Origin of the sequence: Streptomyces sp. NPDC089799 (assembly GCF_040684755.1) — a bacterium.
Classification (GTDB): Bacteria; Actinomycetota; Actinomycetes; order Streptomycetales; family Streptomycetaceae; genus Streptomyces.
Genome location: NZ_JBFBGR010000047.1, coordinates 1 through 16,867, shown reverse-complemented (window position 1 = coordinate 16,867; position 16,867 = coordinate 1). Strand labels below are relative to the sequence as shown.

The 16,867-nt window shown below is 70.3% G+C and carries 17 protein-coding genes; 16 read left to right on the top strand and 1 reads right to left on the bottom strand.

Going from position 1 to position 16,867, the window contains the following annotated elements; all coding sequences use genetic code 11:
• Positions 1 to 59: 59 nt before the first annotated feature.
• The 3 genes from AB0O36_RS33625 to nusB are packed head-to-tail and all read left to right on the top strand — an operon-like array spanning position 60 to position 2,233.
• Positions 60 to 1,172 (top strand): aminopeptidase P family protein, encoded by a 1,113-nt coding sequence (locus tag AB0O36_RS33625; RefSeq protein ID WP_365116942.1) that lies wholly within the window; start codon positions 60 to 62, stop codon positions 1,170 to 1,172.
• Positions 1,173 to 1,229: 57 nt separating this feature from the next.
• The gene (gene efp / locus AB0O36_RS33620) at positions 1,230 to 1,796 is read left to right on the top strand and encodes an elongation factor P (RefSeq protein WP_365116939.1); all 567 of its coding nucleotides are present in this window, start codon (positions 1,230 to 1,232) and stop codon (positions 1,794 to 1,796) included.
• Between the two features lie 2 nt (positions 1,797 to 1,798).
• A complete protein-coding gene (nusB, locus tag AB0O36_RS33615; RefSeq protein ID WP_365116937.1) occupies positions 1,799 to 2,233 on the top strand; it encodes a transcription antitermination factor NusB in 435 nt (144 codons plus the stop codon).
• Positions 2,234 to 2,340: 107 nt separating this feature from the next.
• Here nusB and bldD read toward each other — a convergent pair whose 3' ends face one another.
• Entirely contained in the window at positions 2,341 to 2,841 is a 501-nt protein-coding gene (bldD, locus tag AB0O36_RS33610; RefSeq protein WP_125645028.1) for a transcriptional regulator BldD, read from the bottom strand.
• A 356-nt stretch (positions 2,842 to 3,197) separates the two neighbouring features.
• Between bldD and pyrR the strand changes: the two genes are divergently transcribed.
• From pyrR to AB0O36_RS33545, 13 genes are all read left to right on the top strand, one after another.
• Positions 3,198 to 3,785, top strand: coding sequence for a bifunctional pyr operon transcriptional regulator/uracil phosphoribosyltransferase PyrR (gene pyrR, locus AB0O36_RS33605; RefSeq protein WP_365116934.1), 588 nt, complete (start codon positions 3,198 to 3,200; stop codon positions 3,783 to 3,785).
• Between the two features lie 156 nt (positions 3,786 to 3,941).
• Positions 3,942 to 4,937 carry an aspartate carbamoyltransferase catalytic subunit gene (locus AB0O36_RS33600; protein WP_365116932.1) on the top strand — a complete coding sequence of 332 codons (996 nt, stop codon included), beginning with the start codon at positions 3,942 to 3,944 and terminating at the stop codon, positions 4,935 to 4,937.
• Between the two features lie 2 nt (positions 4,938 to 4,939).
• A complete protein-coding gene (locus AB0O36_RS33595; RefSeq protein WP_365116930.1) occupies positions 4,940 to 6,229 on the top strand; it encodes a dihydroorotase in 1,290 nt (429 codons plus the stop codon).
• Positions 6,226 to 6,822 carry a hypothetical protein gene (locus AB0O36_RS33590; protein ID WP_365116927.1) on the top strand — a complete coding sequence of 199 codons (597 nt, stop codon included), beginning with the start codon at positions 6,226 to 6,228 and terminating at the stop codon, positions 6,820 to 6,822. The genes AB0O36_RS33595 and AB0O36_RS33590 overlap by 4 nt, the downstream gene beginning before the upstream one ends.
• Complete coding sequence (gene carA, locus AB0O36_RS33585; protein ID WP_365116925.1) at positions 6,819 to 7,967, top strand: glutamine-hydrolyzing carbamoyl-phosphate synthase small subunit; 1,149 nt, start codon at positions 6,819 to 6,821, stop codon at positions 7,965 to 7,967. The genes AB0O36_RS33590 and carA overlap by 4 nt, the downstream gene beginning before the upstream one ends.
• Positions 7,960 to 11,268, top strand: a complete 3,309-nt coding sequence (gene carB, locus AB0O36_RS33580; RefSeq protein ID WP_365116924.1) for a carbamoyl-phosphate synthase large subunit — start codon at positions 7,960 to 7,962, stop codon at positions 11,266 to 11,268. Before carA ends, carB begins: the two co-directional genes overlap by 8 nt.
• A 108-nt stretch (positions 11,269 to 11,376) precedes the next feature.
• A complete protein-coding gene (locus tag AB0O36_RS33575) occupies positions 11,377 to 12,486 on the top strand; it encodes a quinone-dependent dihydroorotate dehydrogenase (protein ID WP_365116922.1) in 1,110 nt (369 codons plus the stop codon).
• Entirely contained in the window at positions 12,483 to 13,319 is an 837-nt protein-coding gene (gene pyrF / locus AB0O36_RS33570; RefSeq protein ID WP_365116921.1) for an orotidine-5'-phosphate decarboxylase, read from the top strand. The genes AB0O36_RS33575 and pyrF overlap by 4 nt, the downstream gene beginning before the upstream one ends.
• A 262-nt stretch (positions 13,320 to 13,581) precedes the next feature.
• Positions 13,582 to 13,905: an integration host factor gene (locus tag AB0O36_RS33565; protein ID WP_365116919.1), complete on the top strand. Its 324-nt coding sequence runs from the start codon at positions 13,582 to 13,584 to the stop codon at positions 13,903 to 13,905.
• A gap of 61 nt (positions 13,906 to 13,966) precedes the next feature.
• A complete protein-coding gene (gene gmk / locus AB0O36_RS33560; RefSeq protein WP_365116917.1) occupies positions 13,967 to 14,530 on the top strand; it encodes a guanylate kinase in 564 nt (187 codons plus the stop codon).
• A 40-nt stretch (positions 14,531 to 14,570) separates the two neighbouring features.
• Positions 14,571 to 14,843, top strand: coding sequence for a DNA-directed RNA polymerase subunit omega (rpoZ, locus tag AB0O36_RS33555; protein ID WP_004948662.1), 273 nt, complete (start codon positions 14,571 to 14,573; stop codon positions 14,841 to 14,843).
• Between the two features lie 115 nt (positions 14,844 to 14,958).
• On the top strand, positions 14,959 to 16,191 hold the full coding sequence (gene coaBC, locus AB0O36_RS33550; protein ID WP_365116914.1) for a bifunctional phosphopantothenoylcysteine decarboxylase/phosphopantothenate--cysteine ligase CoaBC: 1,233 nt from the start codon (positions 14,959 to 14,961) through the stop codon (positions 16,189 to 16,191).
• 191 nt (positions 16,192 to 16,382) lie between these two features.
• The coding region (locus tag AB0O36_RS33545; RefSeq protein ID WP_365116911.1) for an S-adenosylmethionine synthetase N-terminal domain-containing protein at positions 16,383 to 16,867 on the top strand (485 nt) is incomplete at its 3' end.

Here is a 16,867-nt window from a genome sequence, read left to right as displayed (position 1 = left end):
CGGACCCGGCCGGACGCGCTCGGCGCGCAGGGCCGCGGCTACGCAAATACGCTCGAACCATGTCAGATGTGTACGCCGCCCGCCGAGCCCTGCTTCGCGACCGCTGCGCCGCAACCGGCAACACCGCCGCCCTGATCACGCGCCCGGCGAACGTCCGCTACCTCGCCGGCGCCAGCCCCACCGGCGCCGTGCTGCTGGTGGGCACGGCCGAGGACGTGCTGTTCAGTCCCGGCGCGCCCACCGGGGAACCGGACGAGGGCCGGCTCGACGAACAGCTGGCCGTGACCGTACTGGCCACCCCCGGCGCCGACCCCGCGGTCGCCGCCGCGGACCTCGCCGCGGGCCCCGCCGTCCTCGCCGAGACCCTGGCCGTGGAGGAGCACCACCTCACCGTCGCCCGGCACCGCGCCCTCCGCTCGGTCGCCCCCAGGCTGCACCTGGCCGACCTCGGCACCGCCGTGGAGCAGCAGCGGCTGGTCAAGGACGAGGAGGAGATCGCCTGCCTGCGGATCGCCGCCGAGATCGCCGACCAGGCGCTCGGCGAGCTGCTGGAGTCGATCCTGGTCGGCCGGACGGAACGGCACCTCGCGCTCGAACTGGAGCGGCGGCTGGTCGACCACGGCGCCGACGGCCCTGCCTTCCCCACCTCCGTGGGCACCGGCCCGAACTCCGGCCGGTCCCGCCACCGCCCCTCCGACCGACGGGTCGAGGAGGGCGACTTCCTCTCGGTCTGCCTGGGAGCCGCCTACCGCGGGTACCGCTGCGAGATCGGCCGTACCTTCGTGATCGGCACCACTCCCGCCGACTGGCAGATCGAGCTCTACGACCTCGTGTTCGCGGCCCAGCGGGCCGGCCGCGAGGCCCTGCTGCCCGGTGCCGCCTACCGCGACGTGGATCATGCCGCGCGGTCGGTGCTGGACTCCGCCGGACACGGCGAGGCCCTCGCGCCCTCGACCGGTCACGGCGTCGGTCTCGAAATCGACGAGGACCCGCAGCTTGCACCTGCGGCCATGGGTAAACTGGACGCTTGCGTGCCGGTCACCGTCGAGCCGGGGGTTCACCTCCCCGGGCGGGGAGGTGTCCGGATCGATGACACGCTCGTCGTGCGCCCCGAGGCGGACGGCGGTCCCGAGCTACTCACCATTACGACCAAGGAGCTGCTCGCGCTGTAGCCGAAGCTGTGCGCGCGCCGCGGCCCTTGGTCTTCCAGTGCAGGAGATTCCGCAACCGTGGCTTCCACGAACGACCTCAAGAACGGCATGGTGCTCAAGCTCGAAGGCGGCCAGCTCTGGTCCGTCGTCGAGTTCCAGCACGTCAAGCCCGGCAAGGGCCCGGCCTTCGTGCGCACCAAGCTCAAGAACGTGCTGTCCGGCAAGGTCGTCGACAAGACCTTCAACGCCGGCATCAAGGTCGACACGGCCACCATCGACCGTCGCGACATGCAGTTCTCCTACATGGAGGGCGAGTACTTCGTCTTCATGGACCTGGAGACCTACGACCAGCTGCACATCGACCGCAAGGTCGTCGGCGACGCCGCCAACTTCCTCATCGAGGGCTTCGAGGCGTCCGTGGCCCGCCACGAGGGCGAGGTGCTCTACGTCGAGCTCCCGGCCGCCGTCGAGCTGGTCATCAAGCACACCGACCCGGGCGTCCAGGGCGACCGCTCCACCGGTGGCACCAAGCCCGCCACCCTGGAGACCGGCCACGAGATCCAGGTGCCGCTCTTCGTCAGCACCGGCGAGAAGGTCAAGGTCGACACCCGCAACAGCTCTTACCTCGGCCGGGTGAGCGGCTAACCGTGGCTGCCCGCAGCAACGCGCGCAAGCGCGCCTTCCAGATCCTCTTCGAGGCCGACCAGCGCGGGGTCCCCGTGCGCGAGGTCCTCGCGGACTGGATCCGGCACTCGCGGAGCGACACCCGCCAGCCCCCCGTCAGCGAGTTCACCATGAATCTCGTGGAGGGCTACGCCGAACGGGTGAACCGGATCGATGATCTGATCGCCACCTACGCCGTGGACTGGGACCTCGACCGCATGCCGGTCGTGGACCGGAACATCGTGCGCCTGGGCGCCTACGAGCTGATCTGGGTCGACGAGACCCCGGACGCCGTGGCGATCGACGAGGCCGTCCAGCTGGCCAAGGAGTTCTCCACCGATGACTCCCCGGCCTTCGTGAACGGGCTCCTGGGCCGCTTCAAGGACCTCAAGCCCAGCCTTCGCCGCGGCGAGGACTGACCCGAGGACCGACGCGGGAGACCCGACGGCATGCGGAAGGGCCCGCAGCGCACCAGCGCTGCGGGCCCTTCCGTTACCGCGTATACGTTTCTTCAGATCCCTGAGGATCAGGCTTCCTCGTGGGCCACGGCGCGGCGCGCGTCCGCGTCCAGCACGCCCCAGCTGATCAGCTGCTCGGTCAGCACGGAGGGGGACTGGTCGTAGATGACGGCCAGCGTCCGCAGGTCGTCCTGGCGGATCGACAGGACCTTGCCGTTGTAGTCGCCGCGCTGGCTCTGGATGGTGGCGGCGTAACGCTGCAGGGGACCGGCCTTCTCGGCGGGCACGTGGGCCAGCCGCTCCAGGTCCAGACGCAGCTTCGGCGGCGGCTCGGCCGCACCGCCGGGGGTGGTGCCCGGCAGGAGCTCCTGCACCGGCACGCCGTAGAAGTCCGCGAGCTCGGCAAGGCGCTGGACGGTCACGGCGCGGTCCCCGCGCTCGTACGACCCGACCACCACTGCCTTCCACCGGCCCTGCGACTTCTCCTCGACACCGTGGAGGGAGAGGCCCTGCTGGGTGCGGATGGCGCGGAGCTTGGCCCCGAGCTGTTTGGCGTATTCGCTGGACATAACGCTCCCGGACGCTGTGACGCTGTGACTTCTGGGCACTGCGATGACGTGACGCTGCTACAACATGACGTTGTGACGCTGTATAGCTCTGTAACGTTGTATAGCTCTGTGACGCTGTATAGCTCTGTGACTACTTGACCACATGCGGCTCCGCCGTGCGGCTGGTAACTCACTGTGAGGTTACGCAGCGTTACTTGGCTGCGTCAAGCCGAATGGACCGGCTCGCACCCCCGGGAAGGATCTCCGCGACCCCCTTGCGGAGCCCCCCGTCCCGCCCTGGTAACGTGGCCCCCGTACATCCGTACACCGACGTCCTTTAAGAACCGTCCCGTGAGGCGGAGAAGGAGGTCCTTTTCATGGACGCCCCGGCAGCTCAGCAGGAGACCGGCGACACCCGCCCCGTTCTGGAGGCGCAGGACATCGCCCGGGTCCTCACCCGTATCGCCCACGAGATCGTCGAACGCGCCAAGGGCGCCGACGACGTGGTGCTCCTCGGCATTCCCACCCGCGGTGTGTACCTCGCCCGCCGGCTGGCCGCGAAGCTCGAAGAGATCACCGGCAGCAAGATCCCGGTCGGCTCCCTCGACATCACCATGTACCGCGACGACCTGCGGATGAAGCCCGCCCGGGCGATCGGCCGCACCGAGATCCCCGGCGACGACATCGACGGCCGCCTCGTGGTCCTCGTCGACGACGTGCTCTTCTCCGGGCGCACCATCCGCGCCGCCCTGGACGCCCTCGGCGACCTCGGCCGCCCCCGCGCCGTACAGCTCGCGGTCCTCGTCGACCGCGGCCACCGCGAGCTCCCCATCCGTGCCGACTACGTCGGCAAGAACCTCCCCACGTCGCTGCGGGAGGCCGTCAAGGTCCAGCTCCAGGAGGAGGACGGCCGTGACGCCGTGCTGCTCGGCCAGCGGACCGACCGGGCAGCCGGGCAGCAGTAGGCCGAACGGGTGACAGGTCCGCGATCCGGACCTGCGCCCCAGTGTGCCCCGCACCGCCCGACTTGCCCCGTTCTGCCCCGTGCCCGCCGGTACGCAGGCCACCGCGGCGCCCCGCGCCGTACCCGCTGATCCTCACGACCTCTACGGAGCACCCAGATGAAGCGCCACCTCATCTCGGCCGCCGACCTCACACGCGACGACGCCGTCCTCATCCTCGACACCGCCGAGGAGATGGCCCGCGTCGCGGACCGGCCGATCAAGAAGCTGCCCACCCTCCGCGGCCGCACGATCTGCAACCTCTTCTTCGAAGACTCCACGCGCACCCGGATCTCCTTCGAGGCCGCCGAGAAGCGGCTCTCCGCCGACGTCATCAACTTCGCCGCCAAGGGCTCCTCGGTCTCCAAGGGCGAGTCCCTCAAGGACACCGCCCAGACCCTGGAGGCCATGGGCGTCGACGCCGTGGTCATCCGCCACCACGCCTCCGGCGCCCCCTACCGGCTCGCCACCTCCGGCTGGATCGACGCCCCCGTCATCAACGCCGGCGACGGCACCCACCAGCACCCCACCCAGGCCCTGCTGGACGCCTTCACCATGCGCCGCCGCCTGGTCGGCCGCGACGCCGGCCTCGGCAAGGGCCTCGACGGCCGCCGCATCACCCTGGTCGGCGACGTGCTGCACAGCCGGGTGGCCCGCTCCAACGTGGACCTGCTGCACACCCTCGGCGCCGAGGTCACCCTCGTGGCCCCGCCCACCCTGGTCCCGGTCGGCGTGGAGAACTGGCCCTGCGAGGTCTCGTACAGCCTCGACGAGGTGCTGCCGAAGTCCGACGCGGTGATGATGCTGCGTGTGCAGCGAGAGCGGATGAACGCCGCCTTCTTCCCCACCGAGCGCGAGTACTCGCGCCGCTACGGCCTGGACGCCGAGCGCATGGCCAAGATGCCCGAGCACGCCATCGTCATGCACCCCGGCCCCATGGTCCGCGGCATGGAGATCACCGCCGAGGTCGCCGACTCCGACCGCTGCACGGTCGTCGAGCAGGTCGCCAACGGCGTGTCCATCCGCATGGCCGTGCTCTACCTGCTGCTGGGCGGCTCCGAGCCCGCCGTCACCACCACCGCCCCCGCCGCCGCGCGCACCGAGGAGAACAAGTAACCATGAGCAAGATCCTGATCCGTGGCGCGAAGGTACTGGGCGGCGAGCCGCAGGACGTCCTGATCGACGGCGAGACCATCGCCGAGGTCGGCACCGGGCTGTCCGCCGACGGCGTCGACACCGTCATCGAGGCGGCCGGCCAGGTCCTCCTCCCCGGCCTCGTCGACCTTCACACCCACCTGCGCGAGCCCGGCCGCGAGGACTCCGAGACCGTCCTCACCGGCACCCGCGCCGCCGCCTCCGGCGGCTACACCGCCGTCTTCGCCATGGCCAACACCTTCCCCGTCGCCGACACCGCCGGCGTGGTCGAGCAGGTCTACCGCCTCGGCCAGGAGGCCGGCTACTGCGACGTGCAGCCCATCGGCGCCGTCACCGTCGGCCTGGAGGGCAAGAAGCTCTCCGAGCTGGGCGCCATGCACGAGTCCGCCGCCGCCGTCACCGTCTTCTCCGACGACGGCAAGTGCGTCGACGACGCCGTGATCATGCGCCGCGCCCTGGAGTACGTAAAGGCCTTCGGCGGCGTCGTCGCCCAGCACGCCCAGGAGCCCCGCCTCACCGAGGGCGCCCAGATGAACGAGGGCGTCGTCTCCGCCGAGCTGGGCCTGGGCGGCTGGCCCGCCGTCGCCGAGGAGTCGATCATCGCCCGCGACGTGCTGCTCGCCGAGCACGTCGGCTCCCGCGTGCACATCTGCCACCTCTCCACCGCCGGCTCCGTCGAGATCGTCCGCTGGGCCAAGTCCCGCGGCATCGACGTGACCGCCGAGGTCACCCCGCACCACCTGCTCCTCACCGACGAGCTGGTCCGCTCGTACGACCCGGTCTACAAGGTCAACCCGCCGCTGCGCACCGAGGCCGACGTGATGGCGCTCCGCGAGGCCCTGGCCGACGGCACGATCGACATCGTCGCCACCGACCACGCCCCGCACCCGCACGAGGACAAGGACTGCGAGTGGGCCGCCGCCGCCATGGGCATGGTCGGCCTGGAAACCGCCCTCTCCGTCGTCCAGCAGACGATGGTCGAGACCGGCCTGCTCGACTGGGCCGGGGTCGCCGACCGGATGTCCTCCGCCCCGGCGCGCATCGGCAGCCTCGCCCACCACGGACGCCCCGTCTCGGCAGGTGAACCCGCGAACCTGACCCTGGTCGATACCTCGTACCGTGGTGTCGTGGACCCCGCACACTTCGCCTCCCGCAGCCGCAACACGCCCTACGAGGGCCGCGAGCTGCCGGGGCGCGTCACTCACACCTTCCTGCGGGGCCGGGCAACGGTCGTGGACGGGAAACTCGCGTGACACCTGCAGTGATCCAGCTGGCCCACAAGGCCACCGTGGCAACCGAACAGAAGTCGGCGGAGGTGACGGACTGGGGCGCCCGCATCGCGTGGGTGATCGGTCTGATCCTCTTCATCGCCTTCGTGTACTGGCTGATGCGGCAAGGCTGGAAATGGCGGGGAGCCCTGCAGAACGACCTGCCGGAGCTGCCCGTCGCACCCGGTGGACTTCCCGAACACCGGCTGGCCCTCACCGGCCGGTACCACGGGTCCACCACCGCCGGACAGTGGCTCGACCGGATCGTCGCGCACAGCCTGGGCGTCCGCAGCCGGGTCGAGCTCACCCTCACCGAAGCGGGCCTCGACGTGGTCCGTCCGGGGGCAACAGATTTCTTCGTACCGGCCGTGCAGCTGCGCGGCGCCCGCCTCGACAAGGGAATCGCGGGCAAGGTACTCACCGAGGGCGGTCTGCTCGTCGTCACCTGGGCGCACGGCGACAAGCTGATCGACTCCGGATTCCGCTCCGACCGTGCGGCCGAGCACGCCGCCTGGGTCGAGGCGATCAACTCCATGAACCAATCCACCACCACCATGACGGAAGGCGCCGAACGATGACGACCTCCACCAGGGGAGCAGCCAAAGCTCCCGCCGTACTCGTCCTGGAGGACGGGCGCGTCTTCCGCGGCCGCGCCTACGGAGCCGTGGGGGAGACCTTCGGCGAGGCCGTGTTCTCCACCGGCATGACCGGTTACCAGGAGACCCTCACCGACCCGTCGTACCACCGCCAGGTCGTGGTGATGACCGCCCCGCACGTCGGCAACACCGGTGTGAACGACGAGGACCCCGAGTCCTCGCGCATCTGGGTCAGCGGTTACGTCGTCCGCGACCCCGCCCGCATCCCCTCCAACTGGCGCGCGCAGCGCTCGCTGGACGAGGAGCTGGAGCGGCAGGGCGTCGTCGGCATCTCCGGCATCGACACCCGCGCCCTCACCCGCCACCTGCGCGAGCGCGGCGCCATGCGCGTCGGCATCTTCTCCGGCGAGGCGTGGACCGGCGTCCGCGAGGAGGCCCTGGTCGCCAAGGTGCAGGCCGCCCCGCAGATGAAGGGCGCCAACCTGTCCGCCGAGGTCGCCACCAAGGAGACCTACGTCGTCCCCGCGATCGGTGACAAGAAGTTCACCGTCGCCGCCGTCGACCTGGGCATCAAGGGCATGACCCCGCACCGGATGGCCGAGCGCGGCATCGAGGTGCACGTGCTGCCCGCCACCGCCACCGTGGAGGACATCTACGCGGTCGCCCCGGACGGCGTGTTCTTCTCCAACGGCCCCGGCGACCCGGCCACCGCCGACCACGCCGTCTCCGTCATGCAGGGCGTGCTGGAGCGCAAGACCCCGCTCTTCGGCATCTGCTTCGGCAACCAGATCCTCGGCCGCTCGCTCGGCTTCGGCACCTACAAGCTGAAGTACGGCCACCGCGGCATCAACCAGCCGGTCCAGGACCGCACCACCGGCAAGGTCGAGGTCACCGCGCACAACCACGGCTTCGCCGTGGACGCGCCCCTCGACAAGGTCTCCGACACCCCCTACGGCCGCGCCGAGGTCTCCCACGTCTGCCTCAACGACAACGTGGTGGAGGGCCTCCAGCTGCTCGACCAGCCGGCCTTCAGCGTCCAGTACCACCCCGAGGCGGCCGCGGGCCCGCACGACGCCGCGTACCTGTTCGACCGCTTCGTTTCCCTGATGGAGGGCCAGCGTGCCTAAGCGCACCGATATCCAGTCCGTCCTGGTCATCGGCTCCGGCCCGATCGTCATCGGCCAGGCCGCGGAGTTCGACTACTCCGGTACCCAGGCGTGCCGCATCCTCAAGGCCGAGGGCCTGCGGGTCATCCTGGTGAACTCCAACCCGGCGACGATCATGACCGACCCGGAGATCGCCGACGCCACGTACGTCGAGCCGATCACCCCCGAGTTCGTCGAGAAGATCATCGCGAAGGAGCGCCCCGACGCGCTCCTCCCCACCCTCGGCGGCCAGACCGCCCTGAACACCGCCATCTCCATGCACGAGCAGGGTGTGCTGGAGAAGTACGGCGTCGAGCTCATCGGCGCCAACGTCGAGGCGATCAACAAGGGCGAGGACCGCGACCTGTTCAAGGGCGTCGTCGAGGCCGTCAAGGCCAAGATCGGATACGGCGAGTCCGCCCGCTCGGTCATCTGCCACTCCATGGACGACGTCCTCAATGGCGTGGACACCCTCGGCGGCTACCCCGTCGTCGTCCGCCCCTCCTTCACCATGGGCGGCGCCGGCTCCGGCTTCGCCCACGACGAGGAGGAGCTGCGCCGCATCGCCGGCCAGGGCCTGACGCTCTCCCCGACCACCGAGGTGCTCCTGGAGGAGTCCATCCTCGGCTGGAAGGAGTACGAGCTGGAGCTGATGCGCGACAAGGCCGACAACGTCGTGGTCGTCTGCTCCATCGAGAACTTCGACCCGATGGGCGTGCACACCGGTGACTCGATCACCGTCGCCCCGGCGATGACCCTCACCGACCGCGAGTACCAGCGCCTGCGCGACATCGGCATCGCGATCATCCGCGAGGTCGGCGTCGACACCGGCGGCTGCAACATCCAGTTCGCGATCAACCCGGACGACGGCCGCGTCATCGTCATCGAGATGAACCCGCGCGTCTCCCGCTCCTCGGCGCTGGCGTCGAAGGCCACCGGCTTCCCGATCGCCAAGATCGCCGCCAAGCTGGCCATCGGCTACACCCTCGACGAGGTCCCCAACGACATCACCGAGAAGACGCCGGCCTCCTTCGAGCCGACCCTCGACTACGTCGTCGTCAAGGCCCCGCGCTTCGCCTTCGAGAAGTTCCCGCTGGCCGACGCCACCCTCACCACCACCATGAAGTCGGTGGGCGAGGCCATGGCCATCGGCCGCAACTTCACCGAGGCCCTGCAGAAGGCCCTGCGCTCCCTGGAGAAGAAGGGCTCGCAGTTCACCTTCGTCGGCGAGCCCGGTGACAAGGCGGAGCTCCTGGCCATCGCGGTCCGTCCGACCGACGGCCGGATCAACACCGTCATGCAGGCCATCCGCGCCGGCGCCACCCAGGAGGAGGTGTTCGAGGCCACCAAGATCGACCCGTGGTTCGTCGACCAGCTCTTCCTGATCAAGGAGATCGCCGACGAGCTCGCCGCCGCCGAGAAGCTCGAGCCCGAGCTCCTCGCCGAGGCCAAGCGGCACGGCTTCTCCGACGCCCAGATCGCCGAGATCCGCGGCCTGCGCGAGGACGTCGTCCGCGAGGTCCGGCACGCCCTGGGCGTCCGCCCGGTCTACAAGACGGTCGACACCTGCGCCGCCGAGTTCGCCGCCAAGACCCCGTACTTCTACTCCTCCTACGACGAGGAGTCCGAGGTCGCGCCCCGCGAGAAGCCCGCGGTGATCATCCTGGGCTCCGGCCCGAACCGCATCGGCCAGGGCATCGAGTTCGACTACTCCTGCGTCCACGCCTCCTTCGCCCTGAGCGAGGCCGGCTACGAGACCGTGATGGTCAACTGCAACCCCGAGACCGTCTCCACCGACTACGACACCTCCGACCGGCTGTACTTCGAGCCGCTCACGCTGGAGGACGTCCTGGAGATCGTCCACGCCGAGTCCCTCGCGGGCCCGATCGCGGGCGTCGTCGTACAGCTCGGCGGCCAGACCCCGCTGGGCCTGTCCCAGGCGCTGAAGGACAACGGCGTACCGGTCGTCGGCACCTCCCCGGAAGCCATCCACGCCGCCGAGGACCGCGGGGCCTTCGGCCGCGTGCTCCAGGAGGCCGGCCTGCCCGCCCCCAAGCACGGCACCGCCACCACCTTCGCCGGCGCCAAGGCCATCGCCGACGAGATCGGTTACCCGGTCCTGGTCCGCCCGTCCTACGTGCTCGGCGGCCGCGGCATGGAGATCGTCTACGACGAGGCGCGCCTGCAGGCGTACATCGCCGAGTCCACCGAGATCTCCCCGACCCGCCCCGTGCTGGTCGACCGCTTCCTCGACGACGCGATCGAGATCGACGTCGACGCCCTCTACGACGGCCAGGAGCTCTACCTGGGCGGCGTGATGGAGCACATCGAGGAGGCCGGCATCCACTCCGGCGACTCGGCCTGCGCCCTGCCCCCGATCACCCTCGGCGGCTACGACATCAAGCGCCTGCGCGCCTCCACCGAGGCCATCGCCAAGGGCGTCGGCGTGCGAGGCCTGATCAACATCCAGTTCGCGATGGCCGGCGACATCCTCTACGTGCTGGAGGCCAACCCGCGCGCCTCCCGGACCGTCCCCTTCACCTCGAAGGCGACCGCGGTCCCGCTGGCCAAGGCCGCCGCCCGCATCTCGCTCGGCGCCACCATCGCCGAGCTGCGCGCCGAGGGCCTGCTGCCGAAGAACGGCGACGGCGGCACCCTGCCGATGGACGCGCCGATCTCCGTCAAGGAGGCCGTGATGCCGTGGAGCCGTTTCCGCGACATCCACGGCCGCGGCGTGGACACCGTCCTCGGCCCGGAGATGCGCTCCACCGGCGAGGTCATGGGCATCGACTCGGTCTTCGGCACGGCGTACGCCAAGTCGCAGGCCGGCGCCTACGGCCCGCTGCCCACCAAGGGACGCGCGTTCATCTCGGTCGCCAACCGGGACAAGCGCTCGATGATCTTCCCGGCCCGTGAGCTGGTCGCCCACGGCTTCGAGCTGATGGCCACCTCCGGCACCGCCGAGGTCCTCAAGCGCAACGGCATCAACGCCACCATCGTGCGCAAGCAGTCCGAGGGCGAGGGCCCGGGCGGCGAGAAGACCATCGTCCAGCTGATCCACGACGGCCAGGTCGACCTGATCGTCAACACCCCGTACGGCACCGGCGGCCGCCTCGACGGCTACGAGATCCGTACGGCGGCGGTCTCCCGCGGCGTCCCGTGCCTGACCACCGTCCAGGCGCTCGCCGCGGCGGTCCAGGGCATCGACGCCCTCAACCGCGGCGACGTGGGCGTCCGCTCCCTCCAGGAGCACGCGGAGCACCTGACCGCGGCCCGCGACTAGCAGCCCGTTCGAAAGGGGGGCACCGGCGACTTCGACCGGTGTCCCCCCTTTCATGAGCTCGTTTCGAGCACACAAGGGATTCAAGGGACTAAAGGGACTAAACGGACGATGTACAAGCTGTTCTTCAACCTGGTCTTCAAGCGGATGGACCCCGAGCAGGCCCACTACACGGCCTTCCGGTGGATCCGCCTGGCCGCCCGCACCCCCGTGCTGCGCACCTTCGTCGCCGCCTACCTCGCCCCCCGCCACAAGGAGCTGCGCACCGAGGCCCTGGGCCTGCGCTTCCACGGCCCCTTCGGCCTGGCCGCGGGCTTCGACAAGAACGCCGTCGCCATCGACGGCATGTCCATGCTCGGCTTCGACCACGTCGAGATCGGCACGGTCACCGGCCAGGCCCAGCCCGGCAACCCCAAGAAGCGGCTGTTCCGCCTCGTGCCGGACCGCGCCCTGATCAACCGCATGGGCTTCAACAACGAGGGCTCCGAGGCCGTGGCGGCCCGCCTGGCGGCGCGCAAGCCCGTCTTCAGGACGGTCGTCGGCGTCAACATCGGCAAGACCAAGGTCGTGCCGGAGGCCGAGGCCGCCGCCGACTACGTGCTCTCCACCGAGCGGCTCGCCCGCCACGCCGACTACCTCGTGGTCAACGTCTCCTCGCCCAACACCCCCGGCCTGCGCAACCTCCAGGCCACCGAGTCCCTGCGCCCGCTGCTGACCGCCGTGCGCGAGGCCGCCGACCGCTCGGTCACCGGCCGCCGGGTCCCCCTCCTGGTAAAGATCGCCCCCGACCTGGCCGACGAGGACGTCGACGCCGTCGCCGACCTCGCCCTGGAGCTCGGTCTGGACGGCATCATCGCCACGAACACCACGATCGCCCGGGAGGGGCTGGGGCTGAAGTCCTCCCCGGAGCTGTTCAAGGAGACCGGCGGACTGTCCGGCGCCCCCGTCAAGGAGCGCTCCCTGGAGGTCCTGCGCCGCCTGTACGCCCGGGTGGGCGACCGGATCGTCCTGGTCGGCGTGGGCGGCATCGAGAACGCCGAGGACGCCTGGCAGCGCATCCTGGCCGGCGCCACCCTCATCCAGGGCTACAGCGCCTTCATCTACGAGGGTCCCTGCTACGCCCGAGCCATCCACAAGGGCCTGGCCGCCCGCCTGGCCGCCAGCCCCTACGCCACCCTCGCCGAGGCCGTCGGCGCCGAGACCCGGAAGGCTTCCCTGTGACTCTCTCCTTCGGTACCCGACTCCGCGAGGCCATGGACGCACGGGGCCCGCTCTGCGTCGGCATCGACCCGCACGCCGCCCTGCTGTCCTCCTGGGGCCTGAACGACGACATCGAGGGCCTGGAGCGGTTCTCCCGCACGGTCGTGGAGGCCCTGGCGGACTCCGTGGCGGTCTTCAAGCCGCAGGCCGCGTTCTTCGAGCGGTTCGGCTCCAGGGGCATCGCGGTCCTGGAGCGGACCGTGGCGGACGCCCGCGCGGCCGGCACCCTGGTCGTCATGGACGCGAAGCGCGGCGACATCGGCTCGACCATGGCCGCGTACGCCGAGACCTTCCTGCGCAAGGACTCCCCGCTCTTCTCCGACGCCCTGACGGTCTCCCCGTACCTGGGCTACGGCTCGCTGAAGCCCGCCGTCGACCTGGCCCGGGAGAACGGCGCCGGCCTGTTCGTCCTCGCGCTCACCTCCAACCCGGAGGGCGCGGAGGTCCAGCGCGCCGTCCGCGAGGACGGCCTGACCATCGGCGCCACCATGCTGGCCCACCTGGCGGCGGAGAACGCCGGCGCCGAGCCCATGGGCTCCTTCGGCGCGGTGGTCGGCGCCACCCTCGGCGACCTGTCCGCCTTCGACCTGGACATCAACGGCCCCCTCCTGGCCCCGGGCATCGGCGCCCAGGGCGCCACCGCCGCGGACCTCCCGGCGGTCTTCGGCACGGCGGTCCGCAACGTGGTCCCGAACGTCTCCCGGGGCGTCCTCAAGCACGGCCCGGACGTGGCCGCGCTGCGCGCCTCCGCGGAGCGGTTCGCGGACGAGATCCGCGAGGCGGTCGCGGGCTGAAGCGGGGCCGGACCCGTTCCCGGCCGGTCACCGGCCGGGAACCCGACCGCGAGATTTGACGAAATCGCAGGTCGGCCGTCGGACAAAACCGGGGTATTTTGTCCGGGATGTTCGGTTCAGTGGATGCTGACCAGGACTTTTCGTTCGTTCTCGCTGACTGGAGCGGTCCTGGCCGCTAGTCTCCGAGCAGAGCGAACGAGCGCAACCACTGTTCGTGCGCTCGGTCCGTATCCGACAGTTCTACATCCGAGGTGACGTAGGCGTGGCTCTTCCGCCCCTTACCCCTGAACAGCGCGCAGCCGCGCTCGAAAAGGCCGCCGCGGCTCGCCGGGAGCGGGCCGAGGTCAAGAATCGACTCAAGCACTCCGGCGCCTCCCTGCACGACGTCATCGAGCAGGGTCAGAAGAACGAGGTCATCGGCAAGATGAAGGTCTCGGCTCTTCTTGAGTCGCTGCCCGGCGTGGGCAAGGTCCGCGCCAAGCAGATCATGGAGCGCCTCGGCATCTCCGAGTCCCGGCGTGTCCGGGGTCTCGGCTCCAACCAGATCGCTTCCCTGGAGCGCGAGTTCGGCGGCCGCTCCGCCTGAAGCGTTGCCCGAAGTTCGTCCCGTGTTCCCGAGCAGTCTCAAGAACCGGGATAATCGCTTCATGGCAGCAGAGGTTCGTCCGCGGCTGACCGTGCTCTCCGGCCCCTCCGGGGTCGGCAAGAGCACGGTCGTCGCGCATATGCGCAAGGTCCACCCCGAGGTCTGGCTCTCGGTGTCGGCCACCACCCGCAAGCCGCGGCCCGGTGAGCGACACGGAGTCCACTACTTCTTCGTCACGGACGACGAGTTCGACAAGCTGATCGCCAATGGCGAGCTGCTTGAGTGGGCCGAGTTCGCGGGCAACCGCTACGGCACCCCCCGCGGGGCGGTGCTGGAGCGGCTCGAGCGCGGCGAACCCGTCCTCCTGGAGATCGACCTCCAGGGCGCCCGGCAGGTCCGCGAGTCCATGCCGGAGGCCCAGCTGGTCTTCCTCGCCCCGCCGAGCTGGGACGAACTGGTCCGCCGGCTCACCGGTCGCGGGACCGAGCCGCCGGAGGTCATCCAGCGCCGGCTCGACACCGCGAAGATCGAGCTCGCCGCCGAATCCGAGTTCGACACCACCCTGGTCAACACCTCCGTCGAGGACGTGGCGCGCGAGCTGCTAGCCTTGATGGAAGTTGTTTGATCGTTTGTTTGATCATTTACCCATCTTCGGAAGGTAGAGCGTGTCCTCTTCCATCACCGCGCCCGAGGGCATCATCAACCCGCCGATCGACGAGCTGCTCGAGGCCACGGACTCGAAGTACAGCCTCGTGATCTACGCGGCCAAGCGCGCGCGTCAGATCAACGCGTACTACTCGCAGCTCGGTGAGGGCCTCCTGGAGTACGTCGGTCCGCTGGTGGACACCCACGTCCACGAGAAGCCGCTGTCGATCGCCCTGCGCGAGATCAACGCGGGTCTGCTGACCTCCGAGGCCATCGAGGCCCCGGCCCAGTAAGGCACGAAACACCTTCACCACAGGCCCGGCAGCACCGCTGCCGGGCCTGTGGTGTGTCATGGGGTGTGTCATGGAACGACGTCGTCACGACGACGACCGACGAGCGGGAGACTCAGTGGACAAGCCGAAGGTCGTGCTGGGGGTCAGCGGCGGCATCGCCGCGTACAAGGCGTGCGAGCTGCTGCGCCGGCTGACCGAATCCGGACACGACGTGCGCGTGGTGCCGACCGCCTCGGCCCTGAACTTCGTCGGCGAGGCCACCTGGGCCGCACTCTCCGGGAACCCGGCCGGCACCGAGGTCTGGGAGACCGTCCACGAGGTCCCGCACGTGCGCATCGGCCAGTCCGCCGACCTCGTCGTGGTCGCCCCCGCCACCGCCGACATGCTGGCCAAGGCCGCCCACGGGCTCGCCGACGACCTGCTGACGAACACCCTGCTCACCGCACGCTGCCCGGTCGTCTTCGCCCCCGCCATGCACACCGAGATGTGGGAGCACCCGGCCACCCAGGAGAACGTGGCCACCCTGCGCCGGCGCGGCGCGGTGGTCATCGAGCCCGCCGTCGGCCGGCTCACCGGCAAGGACACCGGCAAGGGGCGGCTGCCCGACCCCGAGGAGATCTTCGAGGTCTGCCGGCACGTCCTGGGCCGGAGCGGTCCGGAGCGCGCCGGCACCGGGCCCGACCTCGCCGGGCGGCGCGTCGTGGTCAGCGCCGGCGGCACCCGCGAACCCCTGGACCCGGTCCGCTTCCTCGGCAACCGCTCCTCCGGCAAGCAGGGCTACGCACTGGCCCGTGCGGCGGTGGCGCGCGGCGCCCGGGTCACCCTGATCGCGGCCAACACCGCGCTGCCCGACCCGGCCGGCGCCGACGTCGTACGGGTCGGCACCGCGCTCCAGCTCCGGGAGGCCGTCCTGGCTGCCGTGGCGGACGCGGACGCCGTGGTCATGGCCGCCGCCGTGGCCGATTTCCGCCCCGCCGCGTACGCCGAGGGGAAGATCAAGAAGAAGGACGGCGAGGAGCCCGCCCCGATCACCCTGGTGCGCAACCCGGACGTGCTCGCCGAGGTCTCCGCGCGACGCGCCCGGGAGGGCCAGGTCGTGGTGGGATTCGCGGCCGAGACCGACGAGGTCCTCGCCAACGGCCGGAGCAAGCTGAAGCGCAAGGGCTGCGACCTGCTCGTGGTCAACGAGGTCGGCGAACAGAAGACTTTCGGATCCGAGGAGAACGAGGCCGTGATCCTCGCGTCCGACGGCACCGAGACCCCTGTGCCCCACGGTCCCAAGGAAGCTCTGGCGGACGTGATCTGGGACCACGTCGCGGCCCGCCTCACGGCCCCGCCGGCCCGGTGAGCACCCTTGTTCCGGTGCTCCGGATGGCGCAAGAATGGAGTGCCGCAGGTCACACGGCTCCCAGAAGGCGAGACAGGTGGTCTTGCGGGTGGCGGCGCCCGATAAGCTGAACCCGGTACGGAACGGGCGCAGCCCCCGATACCGTGCCGTCAAATGATCAGCCAGCAGCCGCTGCAACCCCAGGGAGCGATGTGTCCCGCCGTCTGTTCACCTCGGAGTCCGTTACCGAGGGCCACCCCGACAAGATCGCTGACCAGATCAGCGACACCATTCTCGACGCCCTGCTGCGCGAGGACCCCACGTCCCGCGTGGCGGTGGAGACCCTGATCACCACCGGTCTGGTCCACATCGCGGGCGAGGTGACCACCAAGGCGTACGCGCCGATCGCCCAGCTCGTCCGCGAGAAGATCCTGGAGATCGGCTACGACTCGTCCAAGAAGGGCTTCGACGGCGCTTCCTGTGGCGTGTCGGTGTCCATCGGTGCCCAGTCCGCGGACATCGCGCAGGGCGTCGACACGGCGTACGAGACCCGCGTCGAGGGTGATGAGGACGAGCTCGACAAGCAGGGCGCGGGCGACCAGGGCCTGATGTTCGGTTACGCCTCGGACGAGACCCCGAACCTGATGCCGCTGCCGATCGAGCTCGCGCACCGGCTCTCGCGCCGGCTGACCGAGGT

Excerpts from the sequence above, each read along its gene's own strand:
- AB0O36_RS33625 (WP_365116942.1), top strand. The coding sequence starts at position 60 with ATGTCAGATGTGTACGCCGCCCGCCGAGCCCTGCTTCGCGACCGCTGC.
- bldD (WP_125645028.1), bottom strand. The coding sequence starts at position 2,841 with ATGTCCAGCGAATACGCCAAACAGCTCGGGGCCAAGCTCCGCGCCATC.
- pyrR (WP_365116934.1), top strand. The coding sequence starts at position 3,198 with ATGGACGCCCCGGCAGCTCAGCAGGAGACCGGCGACACCCGCCCCGTT.
- AB0O36_RS33600 (WP_365116932.1), top strand. The coding sequence starts at position 3,942 with ATGAAGCGCCACCTCATCTCGGCCGCCGACCTCACACGCGACGACGCC.
- AB0O36_RS33595 (WP_365116930.1), top strand. The coding sequence starts at position 4,940 with ATGAGCAAGATCCTGATCCGTGGCGCGAAGGTACTGGGCGGCGAGCCG.
- carA (WP_365116925.1), top strand. The coding sequence starts at position 6,819 with ATGACGACCTCCACCAGGGGAGCAGCCAAAGCTCCCGCCGTACTCGTC.
- AB0O36_RS33575 (WP_365116922.1), top strand. The coding sequence starts at position 11,377 with ATGTACAAGCTGTTCTTCAACCTGGTCTTCAAGCGGATGGACCCCGAG.
- gmk (WP_365116917.1), top strand. The coding sequence starts at position 13,967 with ATGGCAGCAGAGGTTCGTCCGCGGCTGACCGTGCTCTCCGGCCCCTCC.